Below are 15,592 nucleotides of genomic sequence, written 5' to 3'. Positions count from 1 at the left end.
TAAACAAAAAACCGATATTAACATAAAAATATTAGTTATTTTAAAACAATCAAAACTATAATTTCAAAATAACAATAATAATATCTTTTAAAATACTTTAAATTGTCAAAAAAAAAATAATTGACTCAAAAATTTGAGCCAATTATTTTTCGATTTATTCACTTAACCATTGTAAGCATCAATAATGATTTGTTTCAATTCACTAATTAACGGTTCTTTTGGATTTGCTGTTGTACATTGATCTTCATAAGCAAGTTCTGCCATGTGATCAACCGTTGAGGCAAGCGTTTCTTGTGTTACACCTTGTGCTTTCAAACTCATGTCGATTCCAACAGATGTACCTAAATCGTAAACAGCTTTCGCTAATGCATCCACTAATTCTGCTGTATTTTTTCCTTTAAGACCTAAGAATTTCGCAATATCAGCGTAATCTGTGTCAGCGCGGAAGTAGTCATATTTAGGGAACATTGCATGTTTTGAAGGATCTTTGGCATTGTAACGGATAATGTGCGGTAATAAAATCGCATTGGTACGTCCATGAGGAATGCCATATTCTCCACCAATTTTATGTGCTACTGAGTGACAAATTCCCAAGAATGCATTGGCAAATGCCATACCAGCCATTGTTGATGCGTTATGCATTTTTTCACGACTTTCAGCATCTGGGCGTTTCACTGAGTTTTCTAAGTGTTCAAAGACTAATTTGATTGCTTGTAAACTTAAGCCACGCGTGTAATCAGAAGCCATTACTGAAACATAAGACTCGATGGCATGTGTTAAAACATCCATACCAGTATCAGCTGTTACAGAAGCTGGAACTGACATTACAAATTGTGGATCGATGATTGCAACATCTGGTGTCAATGCATAATCAGCTAATGGGTATTTTACATGTGTGTCGCTATCTGTAATAACCGCAAATGGTGTTACTTCTGAACCTGTACCTGATGTTGTTGGAATACATACAAATTGTGTTTTAACTGCTTTTTCAATTTTATACGTACGTTTACGGATATCTAAGAATTTTTGTTTAGCACCAAAGAACTCTGTATCTGGGTGTTCATAGAACATCCACATGCCTTTAGCTGCATCCATTGCAGATCCCCCACCTAAAGCGATGATTGTATCTGGTTCAAAATCAACCATGACTTTTGTTCCAGCGTACACTGTATTTGTAGATGGATTTGGTTCTACTGCTGAGAATACTTCGATTTGCACGTCGTTTTTACGTTTTTGTAACTCTTTACGAACCGTATCAGCATAACCGAATTGAACCATTCCTGGATCACAAACGATCATCACACGTTCAACGTTTTCCATTTTTTGTAAATATTGTAATGAATTTTTTTCAAAGAAAATTTTTGGTGGTAATTTAAACCATTGCATATTATTTCTCCGTTTCGCTACAGTTTTGACGTTGATCAAGTTAACAGCAGATACGTTTTTAGATACTGAATTTTTACCGTAAGACCCGCAGCCTAATGTTAATGATGGAATCATTTCATTGTAGATATTACCGATTCCACCTTCCGCAGATGGAGAGTTTACTAAAATACGGCACGCTTTCATGCGTAGACCAAATTTCACTTGTAAATCTTCGTCTTCTGTATGGATTACAGCCGTATGTCCTAATCCACCTAATTCAAGCATTGCTTCACATAGGTCGAAGGCATGATCTGTATTTTTTGCTTTCATCATTGCTAATACTGGAGATAATTTTTCACGTGAAAGTGGATATTCAGCACCTGCACCTTCGATTTCAGCAACTAAGATTTTTGTTCCCTTTGGTACTTTGATTCCTGCTAAATCAGCGATATGTTCTGCTGAGTAACCAACAATTGCTGGATTTACGGCATATTTGCCTTCATTCATAACAGCATCTTCTAGTTTTTGTAATTCGTTTGGTTTCACAAAGTACACTTGATGTGCTTCAAATTCAGCTTTTACTGCTGCATAAACTTCTTTGTCTACGATCACCGCTTGTTCAGAGGCACAAATCATCCCGTTATCAAACGATTTAGACACGATCAAGTCATTAACAGCACGTTTGATTTTTGCTGTTTTTTCAATATATGAAGGAACGTTTCCTGGCCCAACGCCTAACGCTGGTTTACCCGTTGAGTATGCTGATTTCACCATACCCGCACCACCAGTGGCTAAAACGATGGCGATTCCAGGGTGATTCATCAAACCTGATGTTGCTTCTAATGAAGGTTGTTCGATCCATTGAACACAGTTTTCAGGAGCTCCTGCTTTAATTGCGGCATCACGGACGATGCGAGCAGCTTCAGCGGAACATTTTTGCGCACTTGGATGGAAAGCAAAGACGATCGGGTTACGTGTTTTGATTGCGATCAATGCTTTAAAGATTGTTGTTGATGTTGGGTTCGTTGTTGGTGTAACACCGCAAACTACACCCACGGGCTCAGCAATTTCGATTAAACCTGTTTGGTCATCTTGATTAATGACACCAACTGTTTTATCGTGTTTGATGCTATTCCAAATATATTCAGAAGCGTACATGTTTTTGATCGCTTTATCTTCGTAAATTCCACGGCCAGTTTCTTCTACAGCCATTTTTGCTAGAGGCATATGTTGATCTAAAGCCGCCATTGCCATTTGGTGCACAATATGGTCAACTTTTTCTTGATCGAAGTCTTCCATTTCTTTTAAAGCAACATTTGCTTTTCTTGCCAACTCATCGATCATCACTGATACATCAGTTATTTTGGTATCTTCTTTCTTCATTGTTTTAGCCATTGTAATCCTCCTAGAAAAATAAATGATTTATTTTTTGTTTGTTAACTATTTCACATGAACATCATACAACAATATTTTTTGCTTGTAAATAGTTTTTTGTGATTTTTTTCACATTTAATAGAAAAAAATTTTTATACATAAAAGAAGCTAAACACATCGGATATGAACCGATAGATTTAGCTTTTTATGATGTATTATGAGCAGCCCTATTATTTTTTGATAAGCTATGGATATTGAACTTATCATTTATATGAGTTTTTTCTTTACATAAAAATACCGCCCCCTGTTAGAATCGGTATTTTTATGGCAAATGAATAATTTAACATAGTACAGTTGGAAACTTATTAGTAGCAAGATTCTTTATCAAATCCTCTTTTGAATCATTTAGGACTCCATCACTCAGTTCTTTTTCTAGTTGTTTATATCTTTCTACTCTATTCTTTCTCGATTGCTCTTTATATATGATGATATTTTCCTTTTCAGAGAATTTTTGAATTGCAATCTTATACGATCCTAAAAAACTTAACTTATCAATAGATTCTAAAAGTGCCTTAGTATCTTCAAGCGATATTAATAAAACTTCCTTATTTCTAGCTATTTCTTCTGCTGCTTTTTTTAGCCTAGTTACTTCATCTTTCTTCAAAGAAAAATGTTGCATCAAATCTTCATCTTTTTTTCTGATAATCTTTTTCATATCTGACCTAATCATACCGCTTATAAATCTTGCAGAATCTAGAATTCTTTTTTCTTAGAAACGAAAAAAGCAATACGAATTTCATTAAAAAATATAATCGCACTCATTTCTAAATCATCTACATACAAAAATGTCACCAAAAATAATAAAATAAAGAAAGTTACAAACATGAATAGCACTGCACCAAAAAATACAAATATAAACATGAAATCACTCCTCTTCAATTTTTGGTTTTAAACGTAAACCTATTTTATCATAAAGACCTATAGTAAGGACAACGAAATGAAAAACAATCGCACAATTATATAAAAACTCACTATCATCTAAATTTTTAAAATTCATTATCAAGAATAAAAGGAACGCTACCGAGATAATGAAAAAAACAAGTACAATTTTAGTGACCATCCAAAAGGCAACCCCTCGAAACTTACTCAAAGTATTGAAAAAATCAAAGCGAATAAAATGCCTTATTAGAATAGGCGCAGAAAAAACAATTAAAAAATATCCTGTATCTAATGTATTAGTGGACAAGTTATGATCGAAAGCACTAATTTTTAACATAGAACTAGTAAACGTCAATACAAACCACAAACATTCGAAATAAAATATCTTGTTTTCCGACCTAGATTTATCACTGAAATAATAGTGTTCTTTACTAATTGATATAATAGGATTAATAATTAAAGTTTTTTCTTTTTCCAAATCGACCAAACACTCCTAACAACTCTTACGTAATAATCATACCATATATTTCCAATATTTAAAATATAATTATTACATTTAGACTAATCGTTAGAATATTTTAATTATATTACAGAACAAAACATTAAGACAATCAATGCTCTCCCAGTTTTCTCCCATTATTTTAGTGAATGCTTCTCAATAACTCGTGGGTGTGGTTGTTTTGCCAACACAAGAATCATATTGAATAAAACAACAACCATATTATATAATACAAAAATAGCTAAAAAAGTATGAAGTAAAATCTATTTCAATTTATGCAACTAAATTAGAATAAATCCGTTAAATCATGCCAATCTTTAATTGTTAAACTACTTGTTTGCGCAATCAATTGTTGGTAATCAAAAAATTCGTTTGGTTCAATATGTAAAATATCCTCTTTACAAGCTTTGATGGAGGATGGAGATTTCTTTTTCCAACGGTAGGAAACAAGATAGTTCATCAATTCGTTTTCATTAACGGATGAATAACCTAGTTGCTGAAAAGATTGGCATTTGGCTTTTAATTCTTTTTTTAGTAAGAACTTTTGATGCCAGGATAGCTTTTCGATGGTTCTCTCCTTCTTTCTAAAAAATAATCTATGTATTTAGGGATACCAGAAAGAAAAAATCCCAGCAAGCTGGAATTTACTCTTTCGTTTCGTCATTTTCAGAAGTCTCTGTTGCAGCTGGTTCTTCTACAACTGATTCTTCTTTCGTTTCAACAACTGTTACGTCGCTGTCATTTGCAACCACAGTACCTGGTTTTACTGTTTTAATCGCCGCGCGATCAAATTCAAGGATAATTCCTTCACAGTCGATCAGTACCGTTCTCTTTTCATTGTCAATTTCAGAAATTACACCGTGTAATCCGCCGATTGTAACAACTTCATCGCCCACTTTCATTGCATCTAAAAGTGTTTGACGTTCATTTTGCTGTTTCTTTTGTGAACGAGTCATAAAAAACATCATTCCTGCTAAAAGAATTAATGGTAAAATAAACGAAATTCCTCCGCCCATTATCTATTCACCTCTCTATCGTATAATCACTAGTTTACTGTAACAAAATTTCTGATACAACACTAGTCTTTTGATCATTTTTTTAGAAACTTTTCGCATTCTCTTTGTTAAAGCCATATTCTTCAAAAAAGGCTTGTCTAAATTCCAATAAATTATCATCCATAATCGCTTGACGGACTTGTTTCATCACGTTCAATAGGAAGTATAAATTGTGGTAAGACGTTAAACGAATCCCGAAGGTTTCATCTGCTTTAATCAAATGACGGATATAGGCACGTGTGTAGTTCTTACATGTATAGCAATCACATTTCTCATCCAACGGACGGAAATCTCTTGCGTATTGCGCATTCTTCACCACTAAACGACCTTTAGAAGTCATACAAGTCCCATTTCTGGCAATTCTAGTCGGCAATACACAGTCAAACATATCAATACCACGAATCACACCATCAATCAGTGAATCTGCTGTTCCTACGCCCATTAGGTATCTTGGTTTGTTATCAGGAATCAAAGGCGTTGTAAAATCTAACACACGGTTCATTTCAGCTTTTGGCTCACCAACAGATAAACCACCAATAGAATACCCTGGAAAGTCCATGCTGATCAAATCTTTCGCACTTTGACGACGTAAATCTTCAAAGCCTGCACCTTGAATGATGCCAAATAGACCTTGACGGTCTGGATTAGCATGAGCTTTCAAGCCGCGTTCAGCCCATCGAGAGGTACGTTCAATCGATTTTTTCACATAATCATAGCTTTCATCAAATGGTGGACATTCATCAAAGCTCATCATGATGTCAGAGCCTAGATTATTTTGAATGTTGATCGCTTTTTCTGGTGAAAGGAATAATTTAGATCCATTTAAATGATGTCTAAAATGAACGCCTTCTTCGGTGATTTTACGCATATCACTCAGTGAGAATACTTGAAAGCCGCCAGAATCGGTCAAAATCGGTTGATCCCAATTCATAAATTTATGTAAGCCGCCTGCTTCTGCAATCAAATCATCTCCAGGGCGAAGCCATAAATGATACGTATTGCTTAAAATTACACCTGCCCCCATCTCTTTTAAATCTTCTGGTGACATTGTTTTAACTGTCGCTAACGTTCCTACAGGCATAAACATTGGTGTTGGGAAAGTACCATGAGGCGTGATTATTTCTCCTAAACGAGCACCTGTATGTTTTTCTTTCTTTATTAAACGATAACGAATGGCTGGTTCTGTCATTCATTCTCCTACTTTCTTTTGTAAATTTACACTTTCCTCATCATACTTTTTTTTGTCCGTATTTGCAAGGTTTTACAGGCTTTCTTTAGGATATCCTTAGACAATAAAACCAGAGACAAGGTAAAAAATCCTTTGTCTCCAGTTCTTTTCATTTTTTCAACTTCACTTATTTGTTACTCATGGCTGTTTCAAGTTCCATCATGGCTGTTTTGACAACTTCTGGCGTAATCGTTTCTTTCATATAATGAATGGTTTCATGAGATTCTGCAGCACGTTTCGCCACTCGGTTATACTCCTCTTGCGACAAATACATCTTCATCTCTTTTAAGGAAATCGGTAAATCAAGACTGTGATAAAACGGAATAAGTTGTTCAATTTCTGACCATTTATTTTCAATTACTAACTGAACTAAAACACCATAAGCAACTTTATTACCATGTAACTGTTGATGACTCTCAGGTAAAATGGTCAGCGCATCATGTATAGAATGAGCTCCTGCCGTGCGGCCATAATCATCACCAAAGCCACCCACCATTCCGCCAAGTAAGATATTCGTCTCTACTACATTTAAAAAGGCTTGATTCATTTCTTGTTCTCTCATAGCATTAAGCGCTTCTTGACTATCTGTAAGCAAAACATCACGACATTTTTTTGCTGCAAATGCAGAGACTTGAATTTCAATTGGCTGTACCGCTAATTGAGAGATCATTGCATCTGCTTCGTACCATTTAGCCAAAGTATCGCCGATTCCTGCGATCATCAGTTCAATCGGTGAAGCCAGTATAACGTTAGGCTCAATCAAAACTAAGGCATTACTCTGTGGAAATACATCATAACGATCCATAGAACCGTCTGTTTTATATATCACACTTAGTGGAGTATACGCAGCACAAGTGGCAGCTAAGGTTGGTAAAATCAAGATAGGGGTATTACATTGATTGGCTACTGCTTTCCCTAAATCTGCAATCTTTCCACCGCCAACCGCTATGATTCCCTCTAGCTCTTTTTGGTCAAAGATCTTTTTCAATTCTGACGTCTTCTCATCTGTACATTCTCCACCATAATCAATAAAATATGCATCTATATTCATTAAAGTAGGAAAATAAGGTTGGGCTGCTTCCCATGACTCTTTCCCATGTAAAATCATCACACGCGTAATCTTTCTTCTACTTAAATGTTCTTCTAAATCATTCCAGGCACCTACTCGACATTCATATTCTTGTGGTGCGCCCCTTACAATCAGCGATTGATTCATTCATCTCAACCTTTCATTTTTACTAATTTTTATGCAAAAGTGAATTTTTGTAAATTCTTTGATAGAATCCACTTTTCCTTTCCCTAAATCTATGATATGATAAAACACATCTAAAAACAATAAATTTTTATACACTTATTCACGTTTTTTAGAATATTTATTGAAAAACACTAGGATAACTCATGGAATCAGAAGAAATCCCTTTACAAATAAGCTTCTGTCTCCATCTCACAACCTATCATAAAGGAGAGAAACAAATGAACATTTGCAAAAAAACATTCGCACTTATCATGCCCTTCCTGCTGGTACTACTCACTTTTCTTCCAGTAAACACTGCACTCGCTGAAGAAAAAGATCCTGTCTATGACAGCATTATGAAACGAGGAGAACTGATCGTTGGTCTATCTGCCGATTATGCACCTTATGAATTTCATGCAGATGTTGACGGAAAAGACAAAATCGTTGGTTTTGATATTTCTATCGCACAAAAAATCGCAGATGATTTAGGTGTGAAATTAAAAATCGAAGAATTGGGTTTTGATGCATTATTAGGTGCTTTGAAAACAGGAAAGATTGATTTAATCATCTCTGGTATGGCACCCACACCAGAACGTCTACAAGAAGTGAATTTTTCTCATCCATACATGACAGTTAAACAAAAAGTTATTGTTAGAAAAGATGACAAAGAGAAATTCAAGTCCACAAAAGATTTCGACGGTGTGAAAGTCGGTGTTCAAAAACAGACGACACAAGAAGAATTAGCGAAGACTGAACTTGTCGGTTCGATTCCAACTTCTTTACAAAAAGTACCAGACATCATTATGAACTTAAAAAATAAAAAAGTAGATGCAGCAGTTTTAGAAGGACCAGTTGCTGAAGCTTATGTTGATCGTGATAAAGAGTTAACGTTCGCTGATGTGACGTTTGAACAAGGAGAAAAAGATGCGGCGGTTGCCATTCCTAAAAATGCAACGATTTTAGAAAAAAAAGTCAATGCGTCCATCCAAACGATCAATGACAATAATTTGCTGGATGGTTATAAAAAAGAAGCGGGTAAACTGATGTTTACTGATGATCAAAGTTTCCTTGGTAAATATGGTAAATTTTACATCAGCGGTGCTGGATACACAATTTTCTTAGCCTTTATGGGCGTATTATTCGGTGCAATTTTAGGTGGTTTGTTAGCCTTAATGAAATTGTCTAAATCAAAAATTTTACGTGGTATTGCAATAGCTTACATCGAATATGTCCGTGGTACACCATTGTTAGTTCAGATTTTCATTGTTTACTTTGGTACAGGAGTTTTAGGTTTGGATTTATCGAAAATCGCTGCTGGTTGTATCGCTCTTTCTCTAAATAGTGGTGCTTATGTAGCTGAAATCGTTCGTGCAGGGATTAATGCTGTTAATAAAGGACAACTAGAAGCAGCACGTTCTCTTGGTATGAATCAACCGCAAGCAATGCGTTATATTATCTTACCTCAAGCAATCAAAAATATTTTACCTGCATTAGGAAATGAATTTGTAACAGTCATCAAAGAATCGTCTGTTGTTTCTGTTATCGGAGTTTCTGAACTGATTTTCCAAGCTGGGAATGTTCAAGGAGCCAGCTTTAAACCATTCTTACCTTATTTAGTGGTATCATTGATTTACTTTGTTTTAACCTTTACGATCTCTCGCCTATTAGGTGTTGCTGAAAGGAGAATGAGCACTAGTGATTAATATTAAAAATTTACACAAAACCTTTGGAAAAAATACGGTCTTAAAAGGCATTGACCTTGATGTAAAAGCAGGTGAAGTAGTTGTAATTATCGGCCCTTCTGGTAGTGGTAAAAGTACTTTTCTTCGTTGTTTAAATTTATTAGAACAACCAACCGATGGAACAATTGAGTTTGAAGGAAAAAATTTATTGGATAAAGAAACGAATATCGATGCTCTTCGTCAAAAAATGGGCATGGTATTCCAAAATTTCAATCTATTCCCTCATAAAACAGTTTTAGATAATCTGACAATCAGCCCCATCAAAGTCAAAAAAGAAGCAGCCGATGTTGCTAAAGAAAAAGCCCTATCATTATTAGAACAAGTTGGGCTAAAGGAGAAAGCCACTAGCTATCCTTCAAGCCTTTCTGGCGGACAACAACAACGGGTGGCAATCGCTCGTGCCTTAGCAATGAATCCTGATGTTATGTTATTCGATGAACCAACTTCTGCCCTTGATCCAGAAATGGTAGGAGAAGTCTTGGCAGTTATGAAAGCTTTAGCAGTTGAAGGGATGACAATGGTGGTTGTTACTCATGAAATGGGCTTTGCTCGTGAAGTTGCCGATCGTGTAATCTTCATGGATGCCGGTATCATTCAAGAAGAAGGCACGCCAGAAGAAATTTTCGGACAACCAAAAAATCCACGAACGCAAGATTTTTTAAGAAAAGTATTGTAAAACGAAGACAACAGACCTACTTTCGAAAAAAATAAGCCACCATTCACGAAAATTGTTTTGCAGATTTTTGTGAATGGTGGCTTATTTCAAAAGTCGATACTTCTTCACCACTAAAAAATAGTATAATAAAAGAAGACAACAAAATACTGGGGGAAAACATATGGATCGTTCAACTATTGCAAAACAGCATCAGCACCCTGCTGAAAATATCTTAATGGACATTGCTACCTTAGCTAAGCAAGTCCCAGATTTATTGGATCTATCCATCGGTGATCCTGATTTGATCACTGATGAAAGCATCATCGAATCAGCATTTACAGATGTAAAAAATGGTCACACAAAATACACGGCATCTGGCGGCAGTCAAGCGTTTATTGACATAGTCATTGACTTTTACCAGAAACAATACGGACTTTCATTTAACCAAACTCAGGTTCGTGCTACAGTAGGTGCTTTACATGGCATGTATTTAACTTTACAAGTGATTCTTGATCCAGAAGATGAAGTTATTATTCATGAACCTTATTTTTCGCCTTACAAGGATCAAGTCCTTTTAGCTGGAGGCAAGCCTGTATTTATCCCAACCTATGAAAAAGACGATTTTCAAATCAATATTGATGTATTAAAATCAGCCATCACAGATAAAACGAAAGCAATTATCATTAATTCACCAAACAATCCAACAGGAGCTGTTTTTTCAAAAGAAACCTTCAAAGCCATTGCCGATTTGGCGATTGAACATGAGTTTTATATTCTTTCTGATGAAGTGTATGAAGCCTTTTGTTTCTACGACGAATTTGTTCCTATGGCGACTTTTGCACCTGAAAATACCATTACGTTTAGTAGTTTTTCCAAAGCCTTTGCCATGACTGGTTGGCGAATAGGTTATATGATTGCTCCTGATTATATCAACGAGGCAGTCAAACTAATCAACGAAAGTATTACCTATTCTGCACCAAGCCCTTCACAGCAGGCAGGAATCTATGCGTTACATCACGCGACAGCCTTAGTGCCGCCTATCGTATCTATTTTTAAAGAACGTTTGGAATATGTTGCTGCACGAGTTGAAGTGATCCCTTTTCTTTCACTCCACCCAGTCAAAGGAAGTATGTATGCTTTTATCAATATTTCTAAAACTGGCTTGACCTCTGTTCCATTTGTGGAAAAAGTCTTGAAAGAAACAAATGTCTTGATGATTCCAGGAAAAGCATTTGGCGAAACAACTGGTGATGACTATGTCCGCTTAGCTGCTACACAAGATATTCATGTATTAAAAGAAGCCTTCGATCGAATTGAGAAGATGAGCTTTTAGATTGAAAAAGAAAGCTAAAGGGTTCAAGCCATAACTCTACAAGTTATATCTTGAACCCCTAAAAATCGAATAAACGCTTCTTTCCCATCTTTTCTTTACAAACTTTCACGCCTGAAACAGACTTCTCGTTGCTTCTCTAATTTTTTGTGCTACATAAGGATTATTCATTGTATACAAATGAATCCCAGCTGCACCTTGTGCTACTAGATCCACGATTTGGTTGATTGCATAAGCGATTCCTGCATCCCGAATGGCTTCGGGGCTATGCTCATAGCGTTCCATCATTTTTAAAAATTTAAGCGGTAACGTCACATTGGACATTTTGACCATCCGTTCGATTTGTTTTTTGTTGACAACTGGCATAATTCCAGCTTGAATCGGCACATCAATATTGGCAATGTCACATTTTTCTTTAAATGTGTAGAAGTACTGATTGTCAAAAAATAGTTGGGTGATTAGCTGATTGGTTCCCGCATCAACCTTTCGTTTTAGATTTTTGATATCCTCTACTGAACTAGCTGCATCCCCATGGGTTTCAGGATAACAAGCACCGATAATATTGAAGCCGCCTTGCTCGTGAATAAATGCAACTAAATCATTCGCGTAGGCAAAATCTTTCTTAGGTTCTTTATCTGGCAAAATGTCTCCTCGTAACGCAAGAATATTTTCAACCTTCTTTTGTTTTAATTCTTTTAAAATTGCCAAAATTTCTTCTTTGGAAAAATTAACAGCTGGTAAATGAGCGACACTTGGAAGAAACTGTTCATCTTGGATTTTTTGGGCAATATCCGCTGTACTTAAATTATTTCCAGCGCCGCCTGCTCCCAATGTAACACTGATAAAATCCGGTTGCTGACCCTTCAAGCGATCCAATGTGTGATAGATCGTATCGATTGGCGCTGTTCGTTTTGGTGGGAAAATTTCATAGGAAAAAACGGTTTTTTCCTTAAATAACGTGTCTGTTCTCATTTAAATCCCTCCACGTACCTTTTTCGCTGCAATGACTAAATTCTTCAAACTTGCTTGAGTTTCTGGTACACCCCGTGTTTTTAAACCACAATCTGGATTGACCCAGACTTTTTCGATTGGAATTTTTTTCAAGATACGATCAATTGTTGTTTCGATTTCTGCTACTGCTGGCACGCGTGGTGAGTGAATATCATAAACACCAGGACCAACTTGGGTTTGAAAATTAATGGCTTTTAAAGCATCTAAAATCTCTAAATTTGAGCGAGAGGCTTCAAAAGAGATCACATCAGCATCCATGTTCTCAATATCTTGGATAATATCTGCGAATTCGCTATAGCACATATGCGTGTGAATTTGCGTTGTCGGTTGTACTTTACTGTGAACAAGACGAAACGCTGGAATCGCCCAATCTAAATATTCACGATGCCAATCGGTTTGACGTAACGGTAATTTTTCGCGTAACGCAGCTTCATCAATCTGGATAATCTCAATGCCACTAGCTTCTAAATCCAACACTTCTTCTTGAATCGCTAAGGCTAGTTGTAGCGTAGACTCTCTTAAACTAATATCTTCACGAGGGAATGACCAGTTTAAAATCGTTACTGGACCTGTCAACATTCCTTTCATCGGCTTGTCTGTTAAGGTTTGGGCATATGTTGAGTAAGCTACTGTGATCGGTTTAGCTCGCGCAACATCTCCCCAAATGATCGGTGGTTTTACACAACGTGTTCCATAAGATTGTACCCAAGCTTTCTCTGTAAATAGATATCCATCTAAGCTTTCACCAAAATACTCTACCATATCATTTCGCTCAAATTCACCATGCACTAAAACATCTAAGCCAATTTCTTCTTGAAATGCCACGCACTCAGCGATTTTGCCTTGATTAAATGCTGTATAGTCTGATTCTGTGATTTCACCTTTTTTAAATTTTGCTCGATTTTGTTTGACTTCTTTTGTTTGCGGAAATGAACCAATCGTAGTGGTGGGTAAAATCGGTAACTTTAGTTTATCTTTTTGAATAGCTGCACGCTTTTCTAAGCTAGGGAAGCGGACAAAATCTTGTTCAGTTAATGCGTGAACTTTTTTGGCTACTTGCTCATTGCGAGAGAAACGACCCTGCTTAAACAACGCGTCATTGGTCGCCAACAGCTCATAGCTTTCTTCTTTATTTGAAAGGATTTTTTTCAACTCATTCAACTCAGTTAATTTTTCAGTCGCAAAAGAAAAATAGCTAGTTACGTCTTCTGTTAACTCAGTCTCGTTTGCTAAAGTATATGGTACATGTAGCAATGAGCAGGACGTATTTAACACGACTTCACCTAATGATTGAAGTTTTTCTACCACTCTTAGTGTTTCTTGATAATTATTTTTCCAGATATTTTTACCATTAACAATCCCTGCAAATAATACTTTATCTTTTGGAAAACCGTGTTCTTCAAGTAAGGTTCCTGTTTTTCGACCTTCAACAAAGTCTAAACCAATACCGTCAAATGGCAATTTAACTATTTCTTGATACCCATCTCGAACGTCTCCGAAATACGTTTGTAATAAGATCTTTAGATTACCTTTTTTCCTTAATAATTTTTGATACAATGTGCTAAATTGTTGGACTTGAACAGGAGATAAATCTAAAACTAATGCTGGTTCGTCGATTTGCAGCCACTCGCAGTCTAATGCTGCGAAGCGATCAAAAATTTGCCCATAGGCTGTGATCACTGCTTCGTAAAAATCTTCTGCTTTTTTTGCGCCATGATAAGTTGCTAATTTTAATAAAGTGAATGGTCCTAAAATGGTTGGTCGCGTAACAATTCCTGCTTCTTTGGCTTCTTTAAACTCCGTAAATAGTTTCTCACCAACGAGTTGAATTTTTGTGTTATCATCGATTTCTGGAACCATGTAATGATAATTAGTATTAAACCATTTTTTCATAGCTAAAGCAGTAACGTCTCCTGACTCGCCTTGATAGCCTCTTGCTAAAGCAAAATAGGTTTCTAATGAGGACAACTGTAACTCTTGATACTTTTTAGGTACAATATTCAATAAAACAGCTGTATCTAACGTCGTATCAAAAAAAGAAAAATCCCCACTTGGAATAAAATCAATCCCTTGATCGTCCAGTAATTGCCAGTGTTTTACTCTTAATTCTTTCCCAATAGCAAGTAAGTCTTCCTCTGTGATTTCTTTGCGGAAATACTTTTCCGTGGCAAATTTTAATTCTCTTAATTCTCCCACTCGTGGGAACCCGATAATTGATGTTTTCATACTTTTCCTCCTTCTGGATAAGTGTTTCAACTACTTTACCACGGTCTATGAATATAGGATAATACTTATTTATACCGTTTTGACATAGTTTTAAACTATAACAAAAAAGATGACTGGACCATCACTCGTAACGTGATAACCCAGCCACCTGAAAACAGAAACAAAAGCGACTCCTATACTCTGTTTCGATCCCATCGAATTTTAACTGTTTTCTTGATCAGCTAAAAATGCTTTTGCCTCTTTGTTTACAGTTTTCATATCAACGCCTTGCTTGGTAGCGGCAAACATACACCCGCAGTAGCATTGACGATAAACATCATATTCCTTACACAATTCGATAGAGCGTTTGTAGCCATTATTCTTCTTAAAATCACTTGGCAAATAATTCGTTGCATAAAACTTTTGAATATCGATACCTATTTCATTGATTAACTGACTATTTTTCTTTGGCGACAAGGTTAATGCGCTGCCGAAATAATCATAGCCTAATTCTTGGGCTTTTTCAGCTACGATATCCAATCGCATTTGAAAGCAAGCAGAACAACGTTTTCCGCCTTCTGGTTCTTCTGTCAATCCTTTTTCTTGTACCATCTGAATAAACGCATTTGGTTCATACGGTGCTGCTAAAAATTGCACTTGGTTATTTGTACGTTCATTAAACGCTTCTACGAATTTCTGCTGCACGATTTCACGTCGTTGGTATTCTGCGCGCGGATGAATATTTGAATTAGCAAAAAAAATCGTCACATCTGCATATTGTGTTAAATATTCCAATGTATACGTACTACATGGTGCACAGCAGCTATGTAGTAAAATCGTTGGACGTACATCTAACTTTTCCCATTCTGAAATGACTTTTTGCAGCACACGATCGTAATTGATTTTTTGGTTTGGAGACATCTTCTCCGTTATTTCTGTTAAGTTGATCAATGAA

The 15,592-nt window shown here is 36.1% G+C and carries 14 protein-coding genes; 3 read left to right on the top strand and 11 right to left on the bottom strand.

The features are described 5' to 3' along the window. Nucleotides 1-162: 162 nt before the first annotated feature. The 8 genes from adhE to A5880_RS11190 form a co-directional block, all read right to left on the bottom strand. A complete protein-coding gene (adhE, locus tag A5880_RS11225) occupies nt 163-2,760 on the bottom strand; it encodes a bifunctional acetaldehyde-CoA/alcohol dehydrogenase (protein ID WP_086329128.1) in 2,598 nt (865 codons plus the stop codon). 319 nt (nt 2,761-3,079) lie between these two features. Beyond that, a complete protein-coding gene (locus tag A5880_RS11220) occupies nt 3,080-3,454 on the bottom strand; it encodes a hypothetical protein (RefSeq protein WP_336577141.1) in 375 nt (124 codons plus the stop codon). A 38-nt stretch (nt 3,455-3,492) separates the two neighbouring features. Beyond that, nucleotides 3,493-3,660: a hypothetical protein gene (locus tag A5880_RS11215; protein ID WP_336577140.1), complete on the bottom strand. Its 168-nt coding sequence runs from the start codon at nt 3,658-3,660 to the stop codon at nt 3,493-3,495. A 4-nt stretch (nt 3,661-3,664) separates the two neighbouring features. Then, complete coding sequence (locus A5880_RS11210) at nt 3,665-4,156, bottom strand: hypothetical protein (RefSeq protein WP_086329126.1); 492 nt, start codon at nt 4,154-4,156, stop codon at nt 3,665-3,667. Between the two features lie 307 nt (nt 4,157-4,463). Continuing rightward, entirely contained in the window at nt 4,464-4,781 is a 318-nt protein-coding gene (locus A5880_RS11205; RefSeq protein WP_086329125.1) for a post-transcriptional regulator, read from the bottom strand. A 40-nt stretch (nt 4,782-4,821) separates the two neighbouring features. After that, nucleotides 4,822-5,193, bottom strand: a complete 372-nt coding sequence (gene yajC, locus A5880_RS11200) for a preprotein translocase subunit YajC (RefSeq protein WP_086329124.1) — start codon at nt 5,191-5,193, stop codon at nt 4,822-4,824. Between the two features lie 82 nt (nt 5,194-5,275). Continuing rightward, entirely contained in the window at nt 5,276-6,421 is a 1,146-nt protein-coding gene (gene tgt / locus A5880_RS11195) for a tRNA guanosine(34) transglycosylase Tgt (protein WP_086329123.1), read from the bottom strand. Nucleotides 6,422-6,587: 166 nt separating this feature from the next. Beyond that, complete coding sequence (locus tag A5880_RS11190) at nt 6,588-7,676, bottom strand: iron-containing alcohol dehydrogenase family protein (protein WP_086329122.1); 1,089 nt, start codon at nt 7,674-7,676, stop codon at nt 6,588-6,590. Between the two features lie 257 nt (nt 7,677-7,933). Between A5880_RS11190 and A5880_RS11185 the strand changes: the two genes are divergently transcribed. From A5880_RS11185 to A5880_RS11175, 3 genes are all read left to right on the top strand, one after another. Beyond that, a complete protein-coding gene (locus A5880_RS11185; RefSeq protein ID WP_086329121.1) occupies nt 7,934-9,397 on the top strand; it encodes an ABC transporter substrate-binding protein/permease in 1,464 nt (487 codons plus the stop codon). Further along, complete coding sequence (locus A5880_RS11180) at nt 9,390-10,112, top strand: amino acid ABC transporter ATP-binding protein (RefSeq protein ID WP_086329120.1); 723 nt, start codon at nt 9,390-9,392, stop codon at nt 10,110-10,112. Before A5880_RS11185 ends, A5880_RS11180 begins: the two co-directional genes overlap by 8 nt. Nucleotides 10,113-10,272: 160 nt before the next feature. Beyond that, nucleotides 10,273-11,424, top strand: a complete 1,152-nt coding sequence (locus tag A5880_RS11175; RefSeq protein ID WP_086329119.1) for a pyridoxal phosphate-dependent aminotransferase — start codon at nt 10,273-10,275, stop codon at nt 11,422-11,424. 105 nt (nt 11,425-11,529) lie between these two features. Here A5880_RS11175 and metF read toward each other — a convergent pair whose 3' ends face one another. The 3 genes from metF to A5880_RS11160 form a co-directional block, all read right to left on the bottom strand. Then, nucleotides 11,530-12,393, bottom strand: coding sequence for a methylenetetrahydrofolate reductase [NAD(P)H] (metF, locus tag A5880_RS11170; RefSeq protein ID WP_086329118.1), 864 nt, complete (start codon nt 12,391-12,393; stop codon nt 11,530-11,532). Next, on the bottom strand, nt 12,394-14,658 hold the full coding sequence (metE, locus tag A5880_RS11165; protein WP_086329117.1) for a 5-methyltetrahydropteroyltriglutamate--homocysteine S-methyltransferase: 2,265 nt from the start codon (nt 14,656-14,658) through the stop codon (nt 12,394-12,396). 201 nt (nt 14,659-14,859) lie between these two features. Then, a complete protein-coding gene (locus tag A5880_RS11160) occupies nt 14,860-15,588 on the bottom strand; it encodes an epoxyqueuosine reductase QueH (RefSeq protein ID WP_179190328.1) in 729 nt (242 codons plus the stop codon). Nucleotides 15,589-15,592 lie beyond the last annotated feature (4 nt).

Origin of the sequence: Enterococcus sp. 4G2_DIV0659, assembly GCF_002140715.2 — a bacterium.
Classification (GTDB): Bacteria; Bacillota; Bacilli; order Lactobacillales; family Enterococcaceae; genus Enterococcus_L; species Enterococcus_L mansonii.
This window is presented reverse-complemented; position numbering and strand designations above follow the sequence as displayed.

Bases quoted from the DNA above. Each gene is read 5' to 3' on its own strand.
- adhE (WP_086329128.1), bottom strand. From the start codon at position 2,760: ATGGCTAAAACAATGAAGAAAGAAGATACCAAAATAACTGATGTATCA.
- A5880_RS11220 (WP_336577141.1), bottom strand. From the start codon at position 3,454: ATGAAAAAGATTATCAGAAAAAAAGATGAAGATTTGATGCAACATTTT.
- A5880_RS11215 (WP_336577140.1), bottom strand. From the start codon at position 3,660: ATGTTTATATTTGTATTTTTTGGTGCAGTGCTATTCATGTTTGTAACT.
- yajC (WP_086329124.1), bottom strand. From the start codon at position 5,193: ATGGGCGGAGGAATTTCGTTTATTTTACCATTAATTCTTTTAGCAGGA.
- tgt (WP_086329123.1), bottom strand. From the start codon at position 6,421: ATGACAGAACCAGCCATTCGTTATCGTTTAATAAAGAAAGAAAAACAT.
- A5880_RS11190 (WP_086329122.1), bottom strand. From the start codon at position 7,676: ATGAATCAATCGCTGATTGTAAGGGGCGCACCACAAGAATATGAATGT.
- A5880_RS11185 (WP_086329121.1), top strand. From the start codon at position 7,934: ATGAACATTTGCAAAAAAACATTCGCACTTATCATGCCCTTCCTGCTG.
- A5880_RS11175 (WP_086329119.1), top strand. From the start codon at position 10,273: ATGGATCGTTCAACTATTGCAAAACAGCATCAGCACCCTGCTGAAAAT.
- metF (WP_086329118.1), bottom strand. From the start codon at position 12,393: ATGAGAACAGACACGTTATTTAAGGAAAAAACCGTTTTTTCCTATGAA.
- metE (WP_086329117.1), bottom strand. From the start codon at position 14,658: ATGAAAACATCAATTATCGGGTTCCCACGAGTGGGAGAATTAAGAGAA.